This is a genomic window from Paraburkholderia madseniana (assembly GCF_009690905.1).
GTDB lineage: Bacteria > Pseudomonadota > Gammaproteobacteria > Burkholderiales > Burkholderiaceae > Paraburkholderia > Paraburkholderia madseniana.
The window spans coordinates 46,324-68,049 of the sequence record NZ_VOSW01000018.1 but is presented as its reverse complement, the minus strand read 5'-3'; the positions used below and the strand labels follow the sequence as shown (position 1 = coordinate 68,049).

Annotated in this window: 24 protein-coding genes; 12 read left to right on the top strand and 12 right to left on the bottom strand. The window is 63.2% G+C overall.

Features of this window, described 5'->3' with window-relative positions:
• Positions 1 to 52 precede the first annotated feature (52 nt).
• The 5 genes from FSO04_RS11780 to flgA form a co-directional block, all read right to left on the bottom strand.
• Positions 53 to 463 (bottom strand): type II toxin-antitoxin system HicB family antitoxin, encoded by a 411-nt coding sequence (locus FSO04_RS11780; RefSeq protein ID WP_154559857.1) that lies wholly within the window; start codon positions 461 to 463, stop codon positions 53 to 55.
• Positions 460 to 642: a type II toxin-antitoxin system HicA family toxin gene (locus FSO04_RS11775; protein ID WP_154559856.1), complete on the bottom strand. Its 183-nt coding sequence runs from the start codon at positions 640 to 642 to the stop codon at positions 460 to 462. The genes FSO04_RS11780 and FSO04_RS11775 overlap by 4 nt, the downstream gene beginning before the upstream one ends.
• Before the next feature lie 307 nt (positions 643 to 949).
• Positions 950 to 1,396, bottom strand: a complete 447-nt coding sequence (locus tag FSO04_RS11770; RefSeq protein ID WP_154559855.1) for a flagella synthesis protein FlgN — start codon at positions 1,394 to 1,396, stop codon at positions 950 to 952.
• 94 nt (positions 1,397 to 1,490) lie between these two features.
• Complete coding sequence (flgM, locus tag FSO04_RS11765) at positions 1,491 to 1,847, bottom strand: flagellar biosynthesis anti-sigma factor FlgM (RefSeq protein ID WP_168435649.1); 357 nt, start codon at positions 1,845 to 1,847, stop codon at positions 1,491 to 1,493.
• Positions 1,848 to 2,045: 198 nt separating this feature from the next.
• Entirely contained in the window at positions 2,046 to 3,578 is a 1,533-nt protein-coding gene (flgA, locus tag FSO04_RS11760) for a flagellar basal body P-ring formation chaperone FlgA (RefSeq protein ID WP_154559854.1), read from the bottom strand.
• 218 nt (positions 3,579 to 3,796) lie between these two features.
• Between flgA and flgB the strand changes: the two genes are divergently transcribed.
• The 12 genes from flgB to flgL all read left to right on the top strand — a co-directional run bounded on the left by flgB (position 3,797) and on the right by flgL (position 16,304).
• Positions 3,797 to 4,291 carry a flagellar basal body rod protein FlgB gene (flgB, locus tag FSO04_RS11755; protein ID WP_054038465.1) on the top strand — a complete coding sequence of 165 codons (495 nt, stop codon included), beginning with the start codon at positions 3,797 to 3,799 and terminating at the stop codon, positions 4,289 to 4,291.
• Between the two features lie 108 nt (positions 4,292 to 4,399).
• Positions 4,400 to 4,825: a flagellar basal body rod protein FlgC gene (gene flgC / locus FSO04_RS11750; protein WP_054038463.1), complete on the top strand. Its 426-nt coding sequence runs from the start codon at positions 4,400 to 4,402 to the stop codon at positions 4,823 to 4,825.
• 10 nt (positions 4,826 to 4,835) lie between these two features.
• A complete protein-coding gene (locus tag FSO04_RS11745) occupies positions 4,836 to 5,567 on the top strand; it encodes a flagellar hook assembly protein FlgD (RefSeq protein ID WP_154559853.1) in 732 nt (243 codons plus the stop codon).
• Positions 5,568 to 5,610: 43 nt separating this feature from the next.
• The gene (locus tag FSO04_RS11740) at positions 5,611 to 7,122 is read left to right on the top strand and encodes a flagellar hook protein FlgE (protein WP_154559852.1); all 1,512 of its coding nucleotides are present in this window, start codon (positions 5,611 to 5,613) and stop codon (positions 7,120 to 7,122) included.
• A 19-nt stretch (positions 7,123 to 7,141) separates the two neighbouring features.
• Positions 7,142 to 7,900 carry a flagellar basal-body rod protein FlgF gene (gene flgF / locus FSO04_RS11735; RefSeq protein WP_154559851.1) on the top strand — a complete coding sequence of 253 codons (759 nt, stop codon included), beginning with the start codon at positions 7,142 to 7,144 and terminating at the stop codon, positions 7,898 to 7,900.
• 108 nt (positions 7,901 to 8,008) lie between these two features.
• Positions 8,009 to 8,797 (top strand): flagellar basal-body rod protein FlgG, encoded by a 789-nt coding sequence (gene flgG, locus FSO04_RS11730; protein WP_168435648.1) that lies wholly within the window; start codon positions 8,009 to 8,011, stop codon positions 8,795 to 8,797.
• Between the two features lie 41 nt (positions 8,798 to 8,838).
• Positions 8,839 to 9,537: a flagellar basal body L-ring protein FlgH gene (flgH, locus tag FSO04_RS11725; RefSeq protein WP_154559850.1), complete on the top strand. Its 699-nt coding sequence runs from the start codon at positions 8,839 to 8,841 to the stop codon at positions 9,535 to 9,537.
• 2 nt (positions 9,538 to 9,539) lie between these two features.
• Positions 9,540 to 10,745 (top strand): flagellar basal body P-ring protein FlgI, encoded by a 1,206-nt coding sequence (locus tag FSO04_RS11720; RefSeq protein ID WP_154559849.1) that lies wholly within the window; start codon positions 9,540 to 9,542, stop codon positions 10,743 to 10,745.
• A gap of 12 nt (positions 10,746 to 10,757) precedes the next feature.
• A complete protein-coding gene (gene flgJ / locus FSO04_RS11715) occupies positions 10,758 to 11,756 on the top strand; it encodes a flagellar assembly peptidoglycan hydrolase FlgJ (RefSeq protein WP_154559848.1) in 999 nt (332 codons plus the stop codon).
• A 410-nt stretch (positions 11,757 to 12,166) separates the two neighbouring features.
• Positions 12,167 to 12,940 (top strand): flagellar brake protein, encoded by a 774-nt coding sequence (locus FSO04_RS11710; protein WP_171927628.1) that lies wholly within the window; start codon positions 12,167 to 12,169, stop codon positions 12,938 to 12,940.
• A gap of 156 nt (positions 12,941 to 13,096) precedes the next feature.
• A complete protein-coding gene (flgK, locus tag FSO04_RS11705; RefSeq protein WP_154559846.1) occupies positions 13,097 to 15,073 on the top strand; it encodes a flagellar hook-associated protein FlgK in 1,977 nt (658 codons plus the stop codon).
• A 10-nt stretch (positions 15,074 to 15,083) separates the two neighbouring features.
• Complete coding sequence (flgL, locus tag FSO04_RS11700) at positions 15,084 to 16,304, top strand: flagellar hook-associated protein FlgL (protein WP_154559845.1); 1,221 nt, start codon at positions 15,084 to 15,086, stop codon at positions 16,302 to 16,304.
• Positions 16,305 to 16,381: 77 nt separating this feature from the next.
• Here flgL and fliR read toward each other — a convergent pair whose 3' ends face one another.
• The 7 genes from fliR to fliL all read right to left on the bottom strand — a co-directional run bounded on the left by fliR (position 16,382) and on the right by fliL (position 21,067).
• Positions 16,382 to 17,164 (bottom strand): flagellar biosynthetic protein FliR, encoded by a 783-nt coding sequence (gene fliR / locus FSO04_RS11695; RefSeq protein ID WP_154559844.1) that lies wholly within the window; start codon positions 17,162 to 17,164, stop codon positions 16,382 to 16,384.
• Between the two features lie 46 nt (positions 17,165 to 17,210).
• The gene (fliQ, locus tag FSO04_RS11690; RefSeq protein ID WP_028198519.1) at positions 17,211 to 17,480 is read right to left on the bottom strand and encodes a flagellar biosynthesis protein FliQ; all 270 of its coding nucleotides are present in this window, start codon (positions 17,478 to 17,480) and stop codon (positions 17,211 to 17,213) included.
• Between the two features lie 64 nt (positions 17,481 to 17,544).
• Positions 17,545 to 18,387, bottom strand: coding sequence for a flagellar type III secretion system pore protein FliP (gene fliP / locus FSO04_RS11685; protein ID WP_154559843.1), 843 nt, complete (start codon positions 18,385 to 18,387; stop codon positions 17,545 to 17,547).
• Positions 18,387 to 19,031 carry a flagellar biosynthetic protein FliO gene (gene fliO / locus FSO04_RS11680; protein ID WP_154559842.1) on the bottom strand — a complete coding sequence of 215 codons (645 nt, stop codon included), beginning with the start codon at positions 19,029 to 19,031 and terminating at the stop codon, positions 18,387 to 18,389. Before fliO ends, fliP begins: the two co-directional genes overlap by 1 nt.
• The gene (gene fliN, locus FSO04_RS11675) at positions 19,028 to 19,492 is read right to left on the bottom strand and encodes a flagellar motor switch protein FliN (RefSeq protein ID WP_093640882.1); all 465 of its coding nucleotides are present in this window, start codon (positions 19,490 to 19,492) and stop codon (positions 19,028 to 19,030) included. Before fliN ends, fliO begins: the two co-directional genes overlap by 4 nt.
• Positions 19,485 to 20,483 carry a flagellar motor switch protein FliM gene (gene fliM, locus FSO04_RS11670; RefSeq protein WP_154559841.1) on the bottom strand — a complete coding sequence of 333 codons (999 nt, stop codon included), beginning with the start codon at positions 20,481 to 20,483 and terminating at the stop codon, positions 19,485 to 19,487. Before fliM ends, fliN begins: the two co-directional genes overlap by 8 nt.
• Before the next feature lie 77 nt (positions 20,484 to 20,560).
• A complete protein-coding gene (gene fliL / locus FSO04_RS11665; RefSeq protein ID WP_154559840.1) occupies positions 20,561 to 21,067 on the bottom strand; it encodes a flagellar basal body-associated protein FliL in 507 nt (168 codons plus the stop codon).
• Positions 21,068 to 21,726 lie beyond the last annotated feature (659 nt).

The following is a 21,726-nucleotide window of genomic DNA, read 5'->3' as shown; positions in this document are numbered from 1 at the left end:
GACGGATGGCTGACCGGTGGTGCGCGAAACGTCCGCCTGGTTTTCTCGCCTGTTACGCGTCCGCCATCTCATGCTCCGCGGCCAGCGCGAGAAACGCCGAACGCGACATGCCGCGTGCCTCAACGTAAGCGTCGATATCCTGAACCAGCGCCTCAGGCAGTGAGATATTGATGCGCACCGCTTTCTTCAACGCCGGAATATTCCGCGTTGTCACGAAACCCCACGTGAAACCCGTGTAGTCCGGATTGCGCCGATGCTCGTCCAGCGTCAGCCGTTCGGGAATCGGCAACCCTTCGTCGAGCAGCGTATCCAGATGCGCCTCGATCGCCTCCTTCGCGTTCGCGTAGGCTTCTTCCAGCGAATCGCCCGCCGAATGGCAACCCGGAATGTCGGGAACGACCACGCCGAACGCTTGATGCGTGTCACCAGGTTCGATCGCGATCGGGAAAATCAGGTTCTTCATTTCAGGCCTGCCTGTTTCAAGATGCTGTTCAGTGTGCCGGGCGGAAGATCTTTCTTCGGATGCGGGATGGTCACGAGACCGGCTTTTACCGCGTGCCGGAAATGGTGGTGGCGGCCCGATATGCGGATCAGCCGCCAACCATCCGCTTGAATCACTTTGACGACCTCGGCACTGTTCATATTGCACTCCTCGAATCATACACACGATTACACAACCTCGCTAGTGGGTAACGCTCCGCCTGGTTCGTCAAAGGCAGCCTCGAAAGCTGCACGTGACGGCGGATAGGCCCAGTGGGGGAAGCCGTGATTTCAACGTGGCGGAGGATTTCGCGCTACCTGGCCAGATGGCCAACGCGCGTTGGAGGCGGGCTTGGGCGCCTTGTGCGGGAAGAGAAAACAAAAAGGGCGCGTCAAAGACGGGCCCTTTTGTTCAAAGCAAGCTACTCAATTGCGTCGGCGCGCGAAACGCGCCGTTCCAGCAAAATCTTCAGGCCGCGGGACGCGCGGGAATCCGGCCATCCGGTCCATAGAAACCGGCCTTCTGCGGCACGGCCACCTGCAGCGCCGTCAGCGCGCGCTGGTTGTAGTCCATCCGCACGCGGATCAGTTCACCGTTACTCGTATTGAAGCGCCGCGCCCGCTCGGCGGCCTTTTGCAGCAGCGCCCATTGATCGGCCAGCCGCGCATCCGCGCTTGCTGCGAGCTCCATGCCAGGCCAGCCGGCCGGAAGGCCCATTTCCGCGAGCAGCGTGTCCCGGGTGGTCTCGAGCCTGGCGAGCAAGCCGATCAGTTCGGTTTTCTTCTCGACGATCGGCGGCAGCAGTTCCAGCGGCGACAAGGCAGTCAGCGCCTTGGTCTCGAGCGTCAGAATCGAGGCGAACGCCTCGACGGCCGAATATTCTTCGATGAGGGTGGCAAGCAGGGCGTCTTTCATCTCAACAACTCGCTGAACACGACAGCTCGCGCATGATTCGCGAGCCGGGTTTGTCGAATGCCGCCCGGCAATTCACCGTATTTCGATGCGTCGATTAGTTGCCGGTCGACGAGGTTTTGCTTTGCAACAGTTCGCGCGCGGTATTCAGCACGCCGTCGGCGATCTTGCTGGAATCGATCTTCAGCGAGCCGTCCTTGATGGCTGCCTTGATCGACTCGACGTGCGCCGTGTCGATATCGGCCGAACCGGACGCCGCGAGACTGCGCAGATGCTGCGACAGACCCGACAGGCTGACGCTGGCGTCGCCCGAGCCGCTGCTGGTGGTGGTCTGCGAGGTCGTGCCCGCACTCTGCGCGTTGCTGTTCGCGCTCGTCGCGTCGCTTTGCTGCGAGCGCGACAGGGCGTCTTTCAACGACGGCAGATTCGAATTGGTTGTGGAATCGACTTTCACGATTGGCTTCCTGAACGATTTGATCTTGATAACGGCAACCGCTGATCAAAACTTTAGCGCAATCGCTCCAGGTTTCGCCTCGCCTTTCAAGGCGATCCGGCCCCACGACGGGTTCGACATCCACTGCGCTAGCCGTACCGGCTACCGCGTGTGAATTCACGACGGCGGACGGGCTGCGGGGCTTGCCGCCGGGCCGCGTCACAACTGAATCTCCACCGTCGAACCATCCTTGACGATGCCGGAGATGATCTGGCCGTTAGCCGTCTTCACCCGCACCTGCTGGCCCGGCGACGCGTTGTTCATCGCGCTGCCTTCGGCCGAAATCGCGAAACCGTTGCCCGCCGCGACAACCCGCACCGTTTGTCCGATCGACACCGCCGACGCGCTTTTCAGCATGTCGCGGCGCAGTGGCATGCCGCCGGCGATGCGCACGAGCGACACTGAGCCGACTGCCTGTGACGGGTCCGTGACGATCGCCTGCGGCAAACCGGTCAGGTCGCCGTCACGCGCGACGAGGTCGGCGGCGGTGAACACTTCGCCCGGAGCCATCGCGCGGGCGGCCAGATAGTAAGTGGCGCGCAGCGAAACGCGCGCTTGCAGATAAATGGTCCAAGGCCGTTCGCCGGCGCAGCGCACCCCGACGGTCATGCGGCCCCACAGGCGCGCACCGCTGGGCATGAAGGGTTCGAGCATCGTGCAGGCCGCGAGCCCGCGCGGAAATGCCGGCGCGACGGTGATTTCGACCTTGCCGGGCAAGCCTGCCGACTGCTGTTGCAGGAAGGCGAGCGCGGCACTGCGAATCGCCTCGGCGTCTTGCTGGCCCGCCAGCGGTACGGGTTGCGCTAGCGCCGCCGGTCGCAGATTCTGTTGCGCGACAGCCGGCGCCACCTGGCGCATCGACGGCGTGCGGGCAATGGTGGCCGGCGGTGTCGGCATCGGCGCGGGTGTCGGCGCAGCCACCGCCGTGGTCACGACGGGTTTGCCGTTCGCGCCCAGTTGCGGCGGCTCGCCGCGCGAAGCAAGGCTGTCGAAGCCACCGGCTGCGGGCGCGCTGGCGGCTACGCCGTTAGGCGCATTGGCGACGACCGACTGCACGCCGGCGGTTTGCCGCCCGGCATTGAGCGACGGCGACGGCGCCTGCGTCATCACGACCGGCACGATCTGACGCGAGGCGGGCGCCCCATTGACGCGCGCAATCCCGGCCGGCGGAGTCGTTGCGGCCGCAGCCACATTGGCGCTTCCCGGCGCGGGAATCGTCACGACCCCGTTTGCGTCGGGCTTGAAACTGGTACGGATCATCTGCGGCGCGGCAGGCGGCTCGCCCGCGCCCGGAATGACGATCGAGCCGCTCGCGTTGGCGGCGCGCGTGAATTGATCGGCGTCGCGCGCGACCGGCCCCGGCGTCAGCGACTGCGCGGTAGCGGCGGCGAGCGTCGCCGCGGACCCCGTGCGTTTCGCGGGCGCTGCCTGCATCTGCGCGGCCAGATCGCTGAGCGCGGCCGGATTCTTTTCGCCCGGGCCGGGAATCACGATCGGACCACCGGCGTCCTGAGCCTGGGTCGTGGCCGGCAGCAGCACGATGCCGCCAGCGACCCATACCGCCAGATTCACGACGAGACGCGTCAGGAGACGGGATGCACCGCGCGAAACACGCCGCGCCGCGCCAGCACCCACGCGATGCGCCGCCGCGCAGCTTGCGCGGTGCGTCGGGTCGAAGGTGGGCTGGTCCATCGTGTTTCTCCATCGAATGCATCGGTACGCTTTGCATTCTAGTGAGCGCCCCCATTGTGCAAACGTTGAATAGAAGCCCCCTTTCCCGGTTATTCGTCCGATTGCCACTTGCGTTCGGCCCATAAGATGCACTTCATGCAAAAAGGTCTTCCCGGCCGACGCAATCCTCACGCGAAGCACAAAACGGGAAGCCTCGGGAACGTTCTCCGGAGATTTCTATGCTGGACAAACTCGATGCCGAATTCGCCTTTGGCCGCCAGGCGCTCGATGTGCGCGCTTACCGGCAGGAACTGCTGTCGTCGAATATCGCCAACGCCGATACCCCCGGGTACAAGGCGCGCGACGTCGACTTCGCTTCGTCGCTGGCCGGCGCGCTGAAGAAGACCGGCGGCGGTGCGGGCACCGGCGCCTCGAACAACTCGACGCTCGCCATGACGCAGCCCGCAGGGGTGACGAGCGGCATGTCGATGGTGTCGACCGCGCCGGGTCACATGTCCGGCAAGACGACGCTGACGCCGACCGGTGGCACACCGGACGACTACGGCAATCTGCAGTACCGCATTCCGACGCAACCCGCGCTCGACGGCAACACGGTCGACATCGATACGGAACGCGTGCAGTTCGCGGACAACACGTTGCACTTCGAATCGGGCATGACGGTGCTGTCGGGCCAGATCAAGACGATGCTCGCGGCGATCCAGTCGGGATCGTAAATAGCCGGCACAACGATCGGCGCAATACCAGATACGCAGTACGCAGGAACAAATCGCTACGGGATTTAACAGGAAGCCGGCTCGACCCGGCAGGAGAGGTCAGGAAACATGCCATCCCTGATGAACATTTTCGGTGTTGCAGGCTCCGCGATGTCAGCGCAGTCGCAGCGGCTCAACGTGACGGCGTCGAATCTCGCCAACGCGGACAGCACGACCGGCCCGGACGGCCAGCCGTACAAGGCCAAGCAGGTCGTGTTCGCGGTCAGCCCGATCGGTGGCGCGCGCACGGGCTCCGGTCAGCAGATCGGCGGCGTGCAGGTCACCGGCGTGGTCGACGACCCGACGCCGATGAAGACCGCCTACGACCCCGGCAACCCGGCGGCCAACCCGGACGGTTACGTCACGCTGCCCAACGTCGACCCGGTGCAGGAAATGGTCAACATGATCTCGGCCTCGCGCTCGTACCAGGCCAACGTCGAGACCCTGAACACCGCCAAGACACTGATGTTGAAAACGCTCACGATCGGAACCTGAGGAGAATTCCTTGACCACTAACACCACCATCGGCAGCAACGGCACGAACGTGTCGCAAACGCTGCTCGATACGATGAACGGCACGAGCAGCACCAAGAGCGCGACCAGCTCCACCAGCTCGACCGGCAGCACGTCGGGCACCTCGGCGACCGATCTGCAGAATACTTTCCTGCAACTGCTCGTCGCGCAGTTGAAGAATCAGGATCCGACCAATCCGATGGACAGCTCGCAGATGACCTCGCAGCTGGCGCAGATCAACACGGTGTCGGGCATCAGCCAGTTGAACACGACGCTCACCTCGCTCGCCACGCAGATGTCGGCAGGCCAGCAGTCGCAAGCCGCGCTGCTGATCGGCTCGACCGTGCTCGCGCCGGGCAGTTCGGTAACGGTCGCGAGCGGCAAGGCCACCTCGTTCGGCGTGCAGCTCGCCAACTCGGTGGGCGATCTACAGGTAGTGGTGAAGAACTCGGCGGGCACGATCGTCAACACGATCGACCTCGGCAAGCAGTCGGCAGGCACGATTCCGGTGGGCTGGACGCCGACGGATTCGGCCGGCAACACGCTGCCCGACGGCAGCTACACGATCAGCGCGGTCGGCACGATCAACGGTCAGCAGGCAACGGCCACGACGCTCACGGGCGCGACGGTGCAAAGCGTCGTCATGCAGAACAGCGGTACGCCGGGCCTCGTGCTGTCGAACGGCACGACCGTGGGGCTGACCAGCGTCGCCGCCATCCTCTGATTCAGATTCTGTCAGTTACGACTTTCCAGATACGGAGACCGTCATGGGTTACCAACAAGGTTTGAGTGGTTTGTCCGCATCGTCGAGCGACCTCGACGTGATCGGCAACAACATTGCCAACGCGAACACGGTTGGCTTCAAGAGCGGCGCGGCGCAATTCGCCGACATGTACGCCAATTCGGTGGCGACCGCAGTGGGCAACCAGGTCGGCATCGGCACCAAGCTCTCCGAAGTGCAGCAGCAGTTCTCGCAAGGCACGATCACCAGCACCAACCAGGCGCTCGACGTCGCGATCAACGGCAACGGCTTCTTCCAGTTGTCGAACAACGGCTCGCTGGTGTACTCGCGCAACGGCGTGTTCCAGCTCGACAAGAACGGCAACATCGTCAACGCGCAAGGCCTGCAACTGATGGGCTACGCCGCGAACGCCGCGGGCATCATCAACACCGCGCAGACCGTGCCGCTCAGCGTGCCGACCGCGAACATCGCGCCGCAAGCGACCACCAAGATCGTCGCCGGTTTGAACCTGAATGCGCAGGATCCGCTGATGCTCGGCACGCCGGCCGTGACGCCGACCCTTGTCGGGGGCAGCACGCTCACGACGCCCGGCGCGACCATCACGAACACCGCCTCGGGCACGAATAACGACAGCTACACCGTCAACTTCACGAGCCCGACGACCTACACGGTGACCGACACCACGCTCGGCACGACGACCGCCGCCGCTACGTACACGGCCGGCACGGCGGTCTCGCTCGGCAACGGCCAGACCATCACGTTCAACGGCGTGCCGGCAACTGGCGACAGCGTTGCGATCGCGCCGACCCCGGTCGCGTTCAACCAGAACAGCTCGTCGACGTATAACTACTCGACCAGCACGACGGTCTATGACTCGCTTGGCGGCTCGCAGACGGTCAACATGTACTTCGCGAAGACTTCGGCCGGCACGTGGAACGTGTACGCGGGCACCTCGACCGGCACCGCGAGCCTAGTCGGCCATGCGAACTTCAACTCGTCGGGCACGCTGCTCGGCACGACCAACGCGGCCGGCGTTGCTACCACCACGCCGTTCGTCTTCAACTTCAGCATTCCGACCACCGACGGTTCGTCGACGCCGCAGAACCTGACGCTGAATATCGGCGGCACGACGCAGTACGGCGGCAAGGACGGCGTGAACTCGCTGCAGCCTGACGGCTTCGCAGCCGGCACGCTGACGAGCTTCACGATCGGCGCCGACGGCACACTGACCGGCAACTACTCGAACCAGCAAACCGCGGCGCTCGGCCAGGTCGTGCTCGCGAACTTCTCGAACCAGAACGGTCTCGTGAACCTCGGCAACAACGAGTTCCAGCAGACGTCCCAATCGGGCGTCGCGCAGATCTCAGCGCCGGGCTCGACCAACCACGGCGTGCTGCAAGGCGGCGCGGTGGAAAACTCGAACGTCGACCTGACGAGCGAACTGGTGAACCTGATCACCGCGCAACGCAACTATCAGGCGAACGCGCAGACGATCAAGACCCAGCAGACCGTCGACCAGACCCTGATCAACCTGTAAGCGACCGGGACTTCCCATCATGGATCGGCTGATCTACACCGCGATGTCGGGCAGCACGCAAGCGCTCGAACAGCAGGCTATCGTTGCCAACAATCTGGCGAACGCCTCGACCACCGGCTTTCGCGCGCAGCTTGCGACTTTCCGCGCCGTGCCGATGGCGTTCGGCGACGGCAGTTCGATCAACGACAGCACCACGCGCACCTTCGTGCTGTCGTCGACGCCGGGTGCCGACTATACGCCGGGGCCGATCCAGCAGACGGGCAACCCGCTCGACGTGGCGATCCAGGGTCCGGGCTGGCTGGCGGTGCAAACCGCCGACGGCAACGAGGCTTATACGCGCGCCGGCAATCTGCACGTCGACGAGAACGGTCAACTGGTGAACGCCATGAACCAGACGGTGCTCGGCAACGGCGGCCCGGTATCGGTGCCGCCGGGTGCGGAAATCACCATCGGCAAGGACGGTACGGTGTCCGCGCTGACGCCGGGCGATCCGCCGACGGCGGTGGTGACGGTCGATCAGTTGAAGCTGGTGAATCCGGATCCGCAAACCATGACGCGCGGCGACGACGGCCTCTTTCGCACCGCCGACGGCAATGCCGCCGACGCCGATCCGGCCGTCACGCTGGCGCCGGCATCGCTTGAAGGCAGCAACGTGAATCCGGTCAGCGCGATGGTCGCGATGATCACCAACGCCCGCCAGTTCCAGATGCAGACCAAGCTGCTGGAAAACGCGGACAAGAACGACCAGTCCGCCAACCAGTTGCTCAGCTTTAGCTAACGGGATGGGATCGGAGTAAGCGCTAAAGCGCTAACTCCGAACGACAGCTTTGCATGGGACCGGACTAAGCGCTAAAGCGCTAACTCCGGTCGACACAGGAGAAGAATAGTGAATCGCTCGCTCTACATCGCCGCCACCGGCATGAATGCGCAACAGTCGCAGATGGACGTGATTTCGAACAACCTCGCGAACGTCAGCACCAACGGCTTCAAGGGCTCGCGCGCGGTGTTCGAGGATCTGCTGTATCAGACCATCCGTCAGCCGGGTGCGAACTCGACGCAAAACACCGAACTGCCGTCCGGTATCCAGCTCGGCACGGGTGTGCAACAGGTCGCGACCGAACGTCTCTACACGCAGGGCAACCTGCAGCAGACCGGCAACTCGAAAGACGTCGCCATCAACGGTCAGGGCTTTTTCCAGGTGCAGATGCCCGACGGCACGACCGCCTACACGCGTGACGGTTCGTTCCAGACCAACGCGCAGGGCCAGCTCGTCACATCGAGCGGTTACCAGGTGATTCCGGCGATCACGATTCCGAACAACGCAACCTCGCTGACCATCGGCAGCGACGGCGTGGTGTCGATCACCGTCGCCGGCTCGACCAACAGCCAGCAGCTCGGCTCGATGCAGGTCGCTACCTTCATCAACCCGGCCGGTCTGGATGCAAAGGGGGAAAACCTGTTCTCGGAAACGGCTTCGTCGGGTGCGCCGAACGTCGCGCAACCTGGCCTGAACGGCGCCGGCACGCTGAATCAGGGTTACGTGGAAGCATCGAACGTGAACGTGGTGCAGGAACTGGTGAACATGATCCAGACGCAGCGCGCTTACGAAATCAACAGCAAGGCCGTGACGACCTCCGACCAGATGCTGCAGACCCTCAGCCAGATGCAGGTTTAAGGCTTAAGGGACTGGGGAATTAACAGGCGGTAATAATCAAGATGTCGCACTTCACTCGTAACCCGGTTCATTCGCGCACCGCTCAGGCGCTCGTGCAGCTCACACTGCTCGCGGTGCTGGGTGGCTGCGGCCTCGTGCCGAAGCAGCCGATCGTCCAGCAACCGATGACGGCACAGCCGCCGATGCCGCCGCAGGCGCAATCGCCGGGCTCGATCTACAACCCGGGTTACGCGGGCCGGCCGCTGTTCGAAGATCAGCGGCCGCGCAATGTGGGCGACATCCTGACGATCGTGATTCAGGAAAACGTCAACGCGACGAAGTCCTCGGGCGCAGGGGTCAACCGTAACGGCAACACCAACTTCGACGTGCCGACCGCCGGTTTTCTCGGCGGCCTGTTCGGCAAGACCAACCTGAGCGCGAACGGCGCCAACAAGTTTTCGGCAACCGGCGGTGCGAATGCGTCGAATACGTTCAGCGGCACGATCACGGTGACAGTGACCGGCGTGCTGCCGAACGGCAACCTGATGGTCAGCGGCGAGAAGCAGATGCTGATCAACCAGGGCAACGAATTCGTGCGCTTTTCCGGTGTGGTGAATCCCAACACGATCTCCAACCTGAACGCCGTGTACTCGACCCAGGTGGCCGACGCGAAGATCGAATACTCCGCGAAGGGCTATATCGACGAATCCGAGAACATGGGCTTCCTGCAGCGCTTCTTCCTCAACGTGTCGCCGTGGTGATCATGCGTACCGCCTTCTCCCGCTCCCGCCGCGCCGCGTTCGCCGCACCTCTCGCGCGATTGGCTCGCGTGGGCCGTGCACTGGCCTTCATCGCGCTTGCTTGCGCCGCGCTGCCGGCCGCTACGCCCGCTTATGCCGAACGTCTGAAAGACCTCGTGCAGATCCAGGGCGTGCGTGACAACCCGCTGATCGGCTACGGCCTCGTCGTCGGTCTCGACGGCACGGGCGACCAGACCACGCAGACGCCGTTCACCACGCAGACACTCGCCAACATGTTGGCGAACCTCGGCATCTCGATCAACAACCAGGCGGCGGGTTCGACCAACCAGCAATCGTCGCTGTCGAACATCCAGTTGAAGAACGTCGCCGCGGTGATGGTGACGGCGGTGTTGCCGCCGTTCGCGCGTCCCGGCGAAGCGATCGACGTGACGGTGTCGTCGCTCGGCAATTCGAAGAGCCTGCGCGGCGGCACGCTGCTGCTTACGCCGCTCAAGGGCGCGGACGGCCAGGTGTATGCGCTTGGCCAGGGCAATGTGGCGGTCGGCGGCGCCGGCGCGAGCGCGAACGGCAGCAAGGTGCAGGTGAACACACTCAATGCGGGCCGCATCGCTGGCGGCGCGATCGTCGAACGCGCGGTGCCGACCTCGGTATCGCAAGCGGGTACGATGCAGCTCGACCTTAACGACATGGACTACGACACCACGCAGCGCGTGGTGGCCGCGGTGAACAACGCGTTCGGCAGCGGCACGGCCACGGCGCTCGACGGCCGCACGATTCAACTGCGCGCGCCCTCCGATCCGGAACAGCAGGTCGCCTTCATGGCGCAATTGCAGAACCTCGACGTCAAGCCGGCGCAAGCGGCCGCGAAGGTGATCCTGAACGCGCGCACCGGCTCGATCGTGATGAACCAGATGGTCACGCTGCAAAGCTGCGCGGTGGCGCACGGCAATCTGTCCGTGGTGATCAATACGCAGCCGGTGGTGAGTCAGCCGGGCGCGTTCTCGAACGGCCAGACGGTGACCGCGCAACAATCGCAGATTCAGATGAAGCAGGACAACGGCGCACTGAAGCTGGTGACCGCCGGCGCGAACCTTGCCGAAGTGGTGAAGGCGCTCAACGCACTGGGTGCGACGCCCGCGGATCTGATGTCGATCCTGCAGGCAATGAAAGCGGCGGGCGCTTTGCGCGCCGACCTGGAAATCATCTAAGGAAGGCACAGGATGAATTCGGATACGACCAATTCCGCCAATGCGGCGAACGACCTGACCCAGCGCTTCGCGCTCGACGTGCAGGGCTTCGGCAAGCTGAGCGCACAGGCCAAGGCCTCGCCGCAAGCCGGCATGAAGATGGCGGCGCAACAGTTCGACGCGGTGTTCACGCAGATGATGCTGAAGAGCATGCGCGATGCGACGCCACAGGATGGTCCGTTCGATTCGCACGACAGCGCCACCTTCACGTCGATGATGGATCAGCAGTTGTCGCAACAACTGTCGCAGAAGGGCATTGGTGTCGCCGACGCGATGCTCAAGCAGATGATGCGCAATCAGGGCATGCAGGTGGGCGGCGCGAGCGGTGCAGGCGGCGGCCTCACCGGCATGGCCAATGCGCTCGGTGGCGGCAGCGGCGGCGACGAAGGCCAGACCGCGGCGCTGAACGCGCTCGCGAAGGCTTACGGCAACGCGCAGGCCAACGGCCAACTGGCGATGGGCAAGGGCTACTCGGCCAACAGCGCGCTGACTCCGCCGATCAAAGGCGACGGCAGCTCGCCGAAGGTCGACGCCTTCGTCGACAAGCTCGCCGAGCCGGCGCAAGCCGCCAGCGCGGCAACCGGCATTCCGGCGCGCTTCATCATCGGCCAGGCCGCGCTCGAATCGGGTTGGGGCAAGAGCGAGATCAGGAAGTCGGACGGTTCGACCAGCCACAACGTGTTCGGCATCAAGGCGACCAAGGACTGGACCGGCAAGACCGTCTCGACGGTCACGACCGAATATGTGAACGGCAAGCCGCAGCGCACCGTCGAAAAATTCCGCGCGTACGACTCGTACCAGGAAGCGATGACCGACTACGCGAGCATGCTCAAGGGCAACCCGCGTTATGCGCAGGTGATCAACTCCTCGCATGACGTGAATGGCTTTGCCAACGGCATGCAGCGCGCGGGTTACGCGACCGATCCGCATTACGCGAAAAAGCTGATGTCCATCATGCAGAAAATGGGCTGACCTGCCGTTAATGCAGGTGTGCAGCCGCACTCGACTGCGCAGCCGATCAGTTTATGCAGTCTGATTTTCTCGAATAAAGTATGCACGCGACGGGGCCAGGTGCATAACAAGACGGACGAGGCCGGCCGCCTACGGGCGGCCGGTCCACCCGCATAACCGGCGTGATTGTTGCCGGTATTCCATGCACGCGGATTCCACTGCCGGAATATCGGCGTTTAACGTTTGCGGCAAATATTTCATTACACGCCCCTAAATTTTGGCTGAATGCTGCCGCTAATTAGTTAGACCCGATACCGGAAAGCGTTTAATGTCCGGTTGAATGCGCGTGCTGCGGCTTCGATGAAGGCCGCGCGAAAGCCCCGGCAGGAGCCCTGGCACGCGCCCGCAAGAACATGCATACCGGCAAGCCTATGGATACTACCCAGTCGCACGGCCAGACCGACGCACCCGGCCAGTCGCACGCCACGCTAGACGAAAGCGCACCCGATTTCGGCCGTCGCAATCCGCTGGAGATTGGCGTTCAGTTACGCAACCTCGTCAATCGCGGCGATTTCCTCACCGTTGAATATGCGGGCGGTCAGCTCGTGACGCGCCTGCTCGATGTCGACGTGCGCGGGCGCACCTTCACGTTCGATTGGGGCGCACTCTCCGAACAGAACAAAGGCTTATTGGGCGCGCCGCGCTGCCAGTTCCACGCGTCGCCTGACGGCGTGCGCGTCGAGTTCGCCACCGGCACCCCGCGCGAAACCCGTTACGAAGGACTGCCCGCATTCGAGTCCGACTTCCCCGAAGTGCTGTACCACGTGCAGCGCCGCGAGTATTTCCGCGTCGATGCGCCGATTCTCGATCCGTATATGTGCAGCGGCCGTTTGCCCGAAGGCGATACGTTCCGCTTCGAAGTGCACGATCTGTCGCTCGGCGGCGTCGGCATGCGCACCTCGGATGAACGCGTGGCCGAATTGCCGATGGGCACGCGGCTGCAGGATTGCGAACTGTCGCTCGGCTCGCTTGGCCGCCTTTCGCTCGATCTGCAACTGGTGTCGCACCGTTCCACCGCATTGCCGAACGGCACGCAGCGCTATCAACTCGGCTTCCGTTTTCTGACGCTGCCGGGCAGCGCCGAAAACACGCTGCAGCGTCTGATTACGCAACTCGAAATGAAGCGCCGCTCGCTGGTGCGCTGAACGGCGAAAGAGCCTTGCTGCACGCGCCTCGCAAACGTTGAAACAAACGTCGAACAAGCATCGGAATGGCCCTCAATTTTTCCTCGTGGGGGCCGTTAAACAGGATGTTCAAGTAACGCGGCGGCAAGTGGTCGGTGTCGCCCTTCAGGATGACGCATGTCGAGCAACCTCATCAATCTCGGACTCAGTGGACTGAACGCAGCCCAGTGGGGACTCACGACGACCGGCCAGAACATCAGCAATGCGTCGACGCCGGGTTACACGATCGAAACGCCGGTCTACGCCGAAACCGGTGGCCAGTACACGGGTTCCGGTTTTTTGCCGCAGGGCGTCTCGACCGTCACCGTGACGCGCCAGTACAGCCAGTATCTGACCACTGAGTTGAACAATGCGCAGAGCTCGGGCGGATCGCTGTCGACGTACAACACGATGATCTCGCAGTTGAACAATCTTGTCGGTAGCCCGACAGCCGGCATTGCAAGCGCGATCACCAGCTACTTCACCGGTTTGCAGAACGTCTCGAACAACGCCTCCAGCCTGTCCACCCGCCAGGGCGCGATAAGCGGCGCGCAGACGCTCGTGAATCAGATCAATGCCGCGGGTCAGCAATACGACGCGATGCGCCAGAGCGTCAACACGCAGCTCAGCAACACCGTTTCGCAAATCAATAGCTACACGCAGCAGATCGCCCAATTGAACGGGCAGATCTCCCAGGCCAGCACGCAAGGTCAGCCGCCGAACCAGCTGATGGATCAGCGCGATCAAGCCGTGTCGAACCTGTCGCAACTGATCGGCGTGAACGTCGTGAACAGTAACGGCAGCTATAGCGTGTTCATGGGCAACGGCCAGCCGCTCGTATCGTCCACCAATAGCTACAACCTGGGTACGGCGCCTTCGACAGGCGACACCAGCGAACTGTCGGTGCAGTATCTCGGCCAGGCAGGTGCAAACCCGGCCGCTGCGCCGCAAAACCTGCCCGACAGCAAGATCACGGGCGGCACGCTTGGCGGCCTGCTGGCGTTCCGCAGCCAGACGCTCGATCCGTCCGAAGCGCAACTCGGCGCGATTGCGGTGAGCTTTTCCGCGCAGGTCAACGCGCAGAACGGCCTCGGCATCACGCTCGCTGGCGCCCAGGGCGGCGCGCTGTTTTCGGTGGGCGGCCCGACGGTCTACGCGAATACGAAGAACACCGGCAACGCGTCGCTGAACGTCTCGTTCGCGAATCCTGCGCAGCCGACCACCGGCGACTACACGCTGGCTTATAACGGCACCAGCTACACGCTGACCGACAATTCGACCGGCAGCGTGGTGGGCTCGGCGACCACGCTGGCCCTGCCGATCAACGGCCTGAATTTCTCGACCACCGGCACGATGAACGCCGGCGATTCGTTCACGGTAGAACCGACCCGCGGCGCGCTGAACAGCTTCAACACCGCGACCACGGACCCATCGGCGATTGCCGCCGCGGCACCGGTACTCGGGGCGGCAACGGCGAGCAATACCGGCACCGGTACGATCTCGCAAGGCTCGGTGACGGCCGGTTACACGATGCCGAATGCGACCACCACGCTGTCTTACAACGGCGCGGGTCTCTCAGGCTTCCCGGCCGGTTCGACGGTGACAGTAGCGGGCTCGCCCCCCACCTCTTACCCGATCGCCACTGCGGCGACCGTGGTGCCGTATTCGTCGGCGACGGGGGCAGCGCTGACGATCACCAACCCGACCGCCGGCCAGATGAACAACGTCTCGGTGACGATCAGCGGCGCACCGGCTGCCGGCGACACGTTCACCATCGGCCCGAACACCGGCGCGAGCAACGACGGCCGCAATGCACTGGCGCTGTCGAACCTCTCCGCGGCGAAGGCACTGGCGGGCGGCACGGTCACGCTGACAGGCGCGTATGCGAACTACGTCAACCAGATCGGCAACCAGACCAATCAGATTCAGACCTCGAGCACGGCGCAGACCGCGCTGGTGACGCAGATCACCACCGCGCAGCAGTCGGTCTCGGGCGTGAACATCAACGAAGAAGCAGCCAACCTGCTTCAGTATCAGCAGCTCTATCAGGCGAACAGCAAGGTCATCCAGACTGCGCAAACCCTGTTCCAGACGATACTCGGCATCTTCCAGTGAGGCGTTGAACATGCGCATCTCCAGTACGCAGTACTTCAATATGAACGTGGCGACGATGAGCGATCAGCAAGCTCAGTTGTCGCAGTTGTATCAAGAGATCTCGAGCGGCGTGAGCCTCTCCACGCCGTCGGACAATCCGCTCGGCGCGGCGCAGGCGGTGCTGCTGAGTTCGACGGCGACGAGCCTGTCGCAGTACACGACCAACCAGGGCGCCGCGCTCTCTTCGCTGCAACAGGAAGATTCGACGCTCGGCAGTGTCAATACCGTGCTGCAGAGCATTCACACGCTGGTGCTGAGCGCCGGCGACGGTTCGCTGAACAACGGCGACCGCGGTTCGATCGCGACGCAATTGCAGAGCTTGCGCAGCCAGTTGATGACGCTCGCCAATGCGACCGACCCGCAGGGCAATGCCTTGTTCGGTGGTTATCAAACCACTGCGACGCCGTACACCACCAACGCGGCCGGTGTCGTGAGCTATTCGGGCGATACCGGTACGCCTTCCATGCAGATCACGTCCTCGCACACGATTCAGACCGGCGACAACGGTCTCGCGATCTTCGGGAGCGTGGCAGCGATCGGCACCAGCTCGGTGCCGGCCGCGACGGCGGGCAACACGGGCACGGGCGTGATCAGCACCGTGAGCCTGACGAACCCGACCAATCCGGCCAATGCGGATACGTACGCGATCAACTTCACGTCGGCGACCACCTACACGGTGACCCAGACCCCGCCGAGCGGGGCGCCGACCACGAGCGCGCCGCAACCGTTTACGGCCGGCTCGGCGATCACGCTTGGCGGCCAGACGGTGAACATCACTGGCGCACCGAACGCGGGCGACAGCTTTTCCGTGACGCCGGCCACGCAAGGCAGCATGGATGTGTTCGCCAATCTGAGCCAGTTGATCACCACGTTGCAATCGCCGCTGTCCGGCGGCGCCTCGACGGCCAGCTACCAGAGCGCACTGACCACCAGCATGACCCAGCTCGAAAACACGATGAACAACGTCGTGACCGCGCAGGCGGCGGTGGGTGGCCGCGAGCAGCAAGTGCAGGCGTTGCAGACCGTCACCCAGACCAACACGTTGCAGACGTCGAGCAACCTCGCGGATCTGACGCAGACGGACATGGCCAAGACGATCGGCCAGTACACGATGACGCAAAACGCGCTGCAAGCGGCGCAGCAGGCGTTCGTGAAGATCCAGAGCGTTTCGCTGTTCCAGTACCTGAATTGAGCGAGCAGTCTGAAACGAGGAAGGGCGGAAGCCGGTGTGAGCCGGTTCCGCCCTTCTTTGTTTTGGGTGGGGCCGCGCTACTTCAACCCCGCTGCTACACGCCCCATCTGATCGAGACCGACGTCGAACAGGCGCATGAAGAACGGAATCATGTTCGGGATCATCAGTTGCAGGAGCAGCATGCCGATCAGCATGGTCAGCGGAAAGCCGATCTGGAATACGCCGATTTGCGGCGCGGCGCGGTTCAGGATGCCGAGCGAGATATTGGTGATCAGGAGCGCGACGACCACCGGCAGCGACAGCAACAGGCCCGCCGAAAACACCGTGCTGCCGAAATTCGCCAGCGTGCGCCAGCCGGGCGCGCCCAGAATGTTCGCCGACACCGGCACGGACTGGAACGTGGTCAGCAGCGCGCTGATCATCTGCAGATGGCCATCGATCACCAGAAACACCAGCATTGCAATGATGTTCATGTAGCTCGACAGCACCTGGCTCGAACTGCTTGCCTGCGCGTCGAAAAATGTTGCGAAACCGAGACCCATGCCGAGGCCGACGAAATCGCCAGTGGCGCTGATCGCCTGGAACACGATCTGCATTGTCATGCCGAGCGCGATGCCGATCAGGAACTGGTTGACGATAATCCACACGCCTTCGGCGGAAAACACCGTGACCTGCGGCAGCGCGCCGAGCGTAGGCGCGACGATGATCGTGATGAAAGCCGCGAGGCCGATCTTCACGCGCGTCGGCAGCGAGCGGTTGCCGAGCACCGGCGCGGTCGCCACCAGCGCGAGAATCCGCACGAACGGCCACAGGAACGCTGTGAGCCAGACGTTCAGTTGGGCGTAGGTGACGGAAAACATGGCGGTGGGGAAGGGGGCAAGCGCCGAGCTGAAGCCGGGGCCGCGCTCAGTTGACTAGCGACGGGATATTGGTGAGCGTCTGGCGCAGATAGTCGAGCATGGTCGTCAACATCCACGGACCGGCGATCACCATCGTGATGGCGATCGCGAGCAGCTTCGGAATGAACGACAGCGTGGTTTCGTTGATCTGCGTGGCGGCCTGGAACAGGCTCACCACCAGACCGACCACCAGCGCGACCAGCAACAACGGCGCGGCAAGCAGCAGGCCGACATACATGGCCTGGTGCGCGAGCGTCATGACGGATTCCTGATTCATGGCGTAGTACCGGAAGCGTGAAGGATTGAGTGACGCAACTAAGTGAGCTGGTTAAATGAGCCGGTTAAACAAAGCTCTGCGCGAGCGAGCCGAGCAGCAGTTGCCAACCGTCGACCAGCACGAACAGCATCAGCTTGAACGGCAGCGAGATGGTGGCGGGCGAGACCATCATCATCCCCATCGACATCAGCACGCTCGCCACCACCATGTCGATGATGAGGAACGGGATGAAAATCGTGAAGCCGATCTGGAAGCCCGTTTTCAGTTCGCTCGTCACGAACGACGGCACCAGCAGCGACAGCGGCACGTCTTCCGGACCTTGCATCGGCGCTGCGTGCGAGATGCGGGCGAACAAGGCAAGATCGCTTTCGCGGGTCTGGCGCAGCATGAAGGTCTTGAACGGCGCGAGGCCGCGGCTCACCGCCGTCTCCATCGGCATCGAGCCTTCGGAGAACGGTTTGTAGCCCTCGTTATAGGCCTTGTCGAGCACCGGCGACATCACGAACAGCGTGAGGAACAGCGCGAGACCGACCAGCACCTGGTTTGGCGGCGTGGTGGTGGTGCCGAGCGCCTGACGTAGCAGCGACAACACGATGATGATGCGAGTGAAGCTCGTCATCATCAGCACCATCGCCGGCAGGAACGACAGCATCGTGAGCAGCAGCATCGTCTGCACGCTCAGCGAATACGTCGTACCGCCGTTCGGACCCGGGCTCGTATTGAAGGCCGGCAAGCCGGCGGTTTGCGCGAACGACAGCGTCGGCAGCGCGAGCATCAGCGCCGGCAACACGACTGGCGCGACGCGGCGCAGGATGGGAATGATTTTCGAGGCGGCGCAGGACATGCGCGTGGCGTGCGTTTGATGTGCTGATTGCACGGGGTGCACTGAAAGAAGACTGAACTGCATTACCGATCCCCGCTGCCTTGCCCATTGAAACGTTTGCCCACTTCGCCTTTTAAAGCATCGCGAAAGCGTTGGCCGAAGGTGCCGGGCAACGCGGCGCCTTTACTCGATGTATCCGATGCGCCGGGTGTGGCCAATTGCGTGCCTGCGACCGGATCGATTGCGGCCGAACCGGCGGGCATCGTGTGCAGCAGACGCACATTGCCGGGCGCCGTGCCGAGCACGAGCCACGTATCGCCGATCTCGACCACCGCGACCCGCTCCTTGCCGCCGAGCGAGGCGCCGCCGATCGTCTTCACGAGGCCGCCGCGATTGGCTGGCTGCAAGCCGAAGCGGCGCGCGAGCCATGCACAGGCGAACACCAGACCGATCACGACCAGCAGGCCGACGATGGTTTGCAGCACCGCGCCGACGCCGAGCGCCGGAACGGCCGTGCCCGCACCCACACCTGACGCGATTTTCACGGCGTTGTTGACCGCGTTCATGTCGGCCGCGTGCGCGGCTGATGGGGCGAGTGCCGCCACGGAGGTCACTGCGAACATCAGCGCCGGGGTGGCCGCTGCCGTCGTTGCCATTGCTGCGAGCACAGCGCGATTGAGAACATCGCGCGACGCGTGCAGCATGGCGCGACCGGCAACGCATTTCATCGATTCAGTTTCCGGATACGTTCGGACGGCGTGATGATGTCGGTCAGACGGATACCGAACTTGTCGTTCACGACCACCACTTCGCCCTGGGCGATCAGGCAGCCGTTGACCAGCACGTCCATCGGTTCGCCCGCCATGCCGTCCAGTTCCACGACCGAGCCCTGTGCGAGTTGCAGCAGGTTGCGGATCGCGATCTTGGTGCGGCCGAGTTCGACGGTCATCTGGACAGGAATGTCCAGGATCATGTCGATGTCGTTACGCGTCGAGGTCGGCTCGACCTTCGAGAGCGGCTGGAACACGCCGGCCGTGGTCGCGCTGACTTCCGTGTTGTCGTTCTGCTCGGCCAGCGCGCTGGCCCAGTCGGCCATGGCCGCTTCGTCTTCGGCGCTGGTTGCGTCGGCGGCCAGTTGCGGCTCGCCAGCGGCCAGTTCGGCCTCAGTCTTTGCGTTCAGGTCACTCATATCCACCATCCTTCATCGTGTCGGCTGCGCTGATCATTTTCTGGACCCGCAACGCGTACTGACCATTGAAAATTCCGTAGCCGCACTCCATCACCGGCACGCCATCGACTTTCGCCGTGATGTGTTCGGGGATGTTGATCGGCAGAACATCGCCTTTGCGCATGTTCAGGATCTGTTCGAACGTGACCGGCACCTGGGCCAGGTCGGCGGTCAGTTCCACTTCTGCTGCCTGCACCTGTTGCGACAGCACGCGGACCCAGCGGCGGTCGACTTCGAGCGCCTCGCCCTGGATCGGCGACGAGAGAATGTCGCGGATCGGCTCGATCATCGAATATGGCATGCAGATGTGCAGCGTGCCGCCCGTCGTGCCGAACTCGATCGAGAACTGCGTGACGATGACGATTTCGTTCGGCGTCGCCACGTTGGCGAACTGCGTATGCATTTCCGAGCGCACGAATTCGAACTGCAGCGGCCGCACGCTTTTCCACGACGCCGCGTAGTGCTCGAACGTGAGGTTGAGCAGCTTCATGATGATGCGCTGCTCGGTTGCCGTGAAATCGCGGCCTTCGACGCGGGTATGGAAACGCCCGTCGCCGCCGAACAGGTTGTCGACCACGAAGAACACCAGGTTCGGGTCGAACACGAACAGCGACGTGCCGCGCAACGGCTTCACGTGGACCAGGTTCAGGTTGGTCGGGATCGGCAGGTTGCGGGTGAACTCGCTGTACTTCTGCACCTTCACCGGACCGACGGAAATTTCCGCCGAGCGCCGCATGAAGTTGAAGATGCCGACGCGCAACAGACGCGCGAAGCGGTCGTTGATAATTTCGAGGCCGGGCATCCGGCCGCGGACGATGCGTTCCTGCGTCGCGATGTTGTACGGGCGTACGCCCGCACGATCGGTCTGCTCGGCTTCCGAGTCGGACTCGCCGGTGACGCCCTTGAGGAGGGCATCGACCTCCTCCTGGGACATGAACTCTTCGTGGCCCATTCCTTATTCCTCGTGCGTCCCGAAGCGGTTAATGATGGCGGCGCTTAGTAACGCCACTGAGAACGTCACGGAGAACGTCACTGCACGACGAATTCGGTGAACAGCACGTCCTGGACGTGGATCGGCGCGGCGCCCTTATCGGTCGGCTGTTCGATCAGCGTCTGGAGTTCGGTGGCGAGCGCGCGTTTGCCTTCGAGCGGCGCGAGTTCTTCCGGATGTTTGTTCGACAGTGCGAGGAGGATGCGGCTGCGCACTTCCGGCATATGGTCGGAGAGTTCCTGCTGGGTTTTCGGGTCGTTGAGCTTGAGCGTCAGGCCGATTCGCAGGAAGTGTTGCTGGCCGTCGTCCGATTGCAGGTTGACTGTCATCGATTCGAGCGGGAAGAAGAGCGGCACGGCGAGCGGCGCCGGTGCGCTGGCGGTTGGCGCTGACGCGGGGGCCGGGCTGCGCTTGGACATGAAGAACCACACACCCGCGCCGGCAGCGCCTGCGGCGATGATCGCGATGAGGACGATCAGGATGATGCGCTTCAAGGGGCCCGGGGAAGCGGGCGCGGCTTGCTGGTTTGCGGTCGTGGTTGCCATGAGGTTTGCTTTGCTTGCCTTTAGTGCTGGTGATGGTGATTGTTGTTTATTTGCCTGCGGCGCGATGGGTCGAAAAGAAGGGTTATTGAGGGCTATCTCTTGTTTTTGCCTTTCAGGCGGGGATCGCCTGACGGCGCTGGTTTTAGGTTTTTTGCCTTCGGTGGGGGAGGGGTTGCCTGCGCAGCGCTTTTGTCAGTGTTCTTGGGGCTTTGGCCTTTCCTTGAATTGTTAGTGGTCTATTAGCGTTGCCCCTGTGCGGGGCGGCACCTACTTTTCTTTGCATGCCGCAAAGAAAAGTAGGCAAAAGAAAGCGGCTCAAACCGCTCATGCTAAGTGGGAACCGTGGTCTGCTACGGGTAGTGGTGCATCTGGAATCTGTGTTCGTGCCCCTGCATACGCCAGTGACAAAGGCGTCATACTTCCGGCGGCGCTGCGCGCGCCGAAGAGCAGTTCATAAAACCACCCGCTACGTTTCAACTCCCGCGTTTCACTCGGAACCACGGTTTGCCATTGCATATCACTATCAATAGGCACAGCTACGAGTGTTGCGACACACGGCCTTAGTTGGAAGTGAGGGCTGCATGACTGCAGAGGCGCCTCGCCGAGGCGAAGCCGACGGCCCCCACAGACCTGAACCGAAGCCCTTGGTTTCCCTGGCA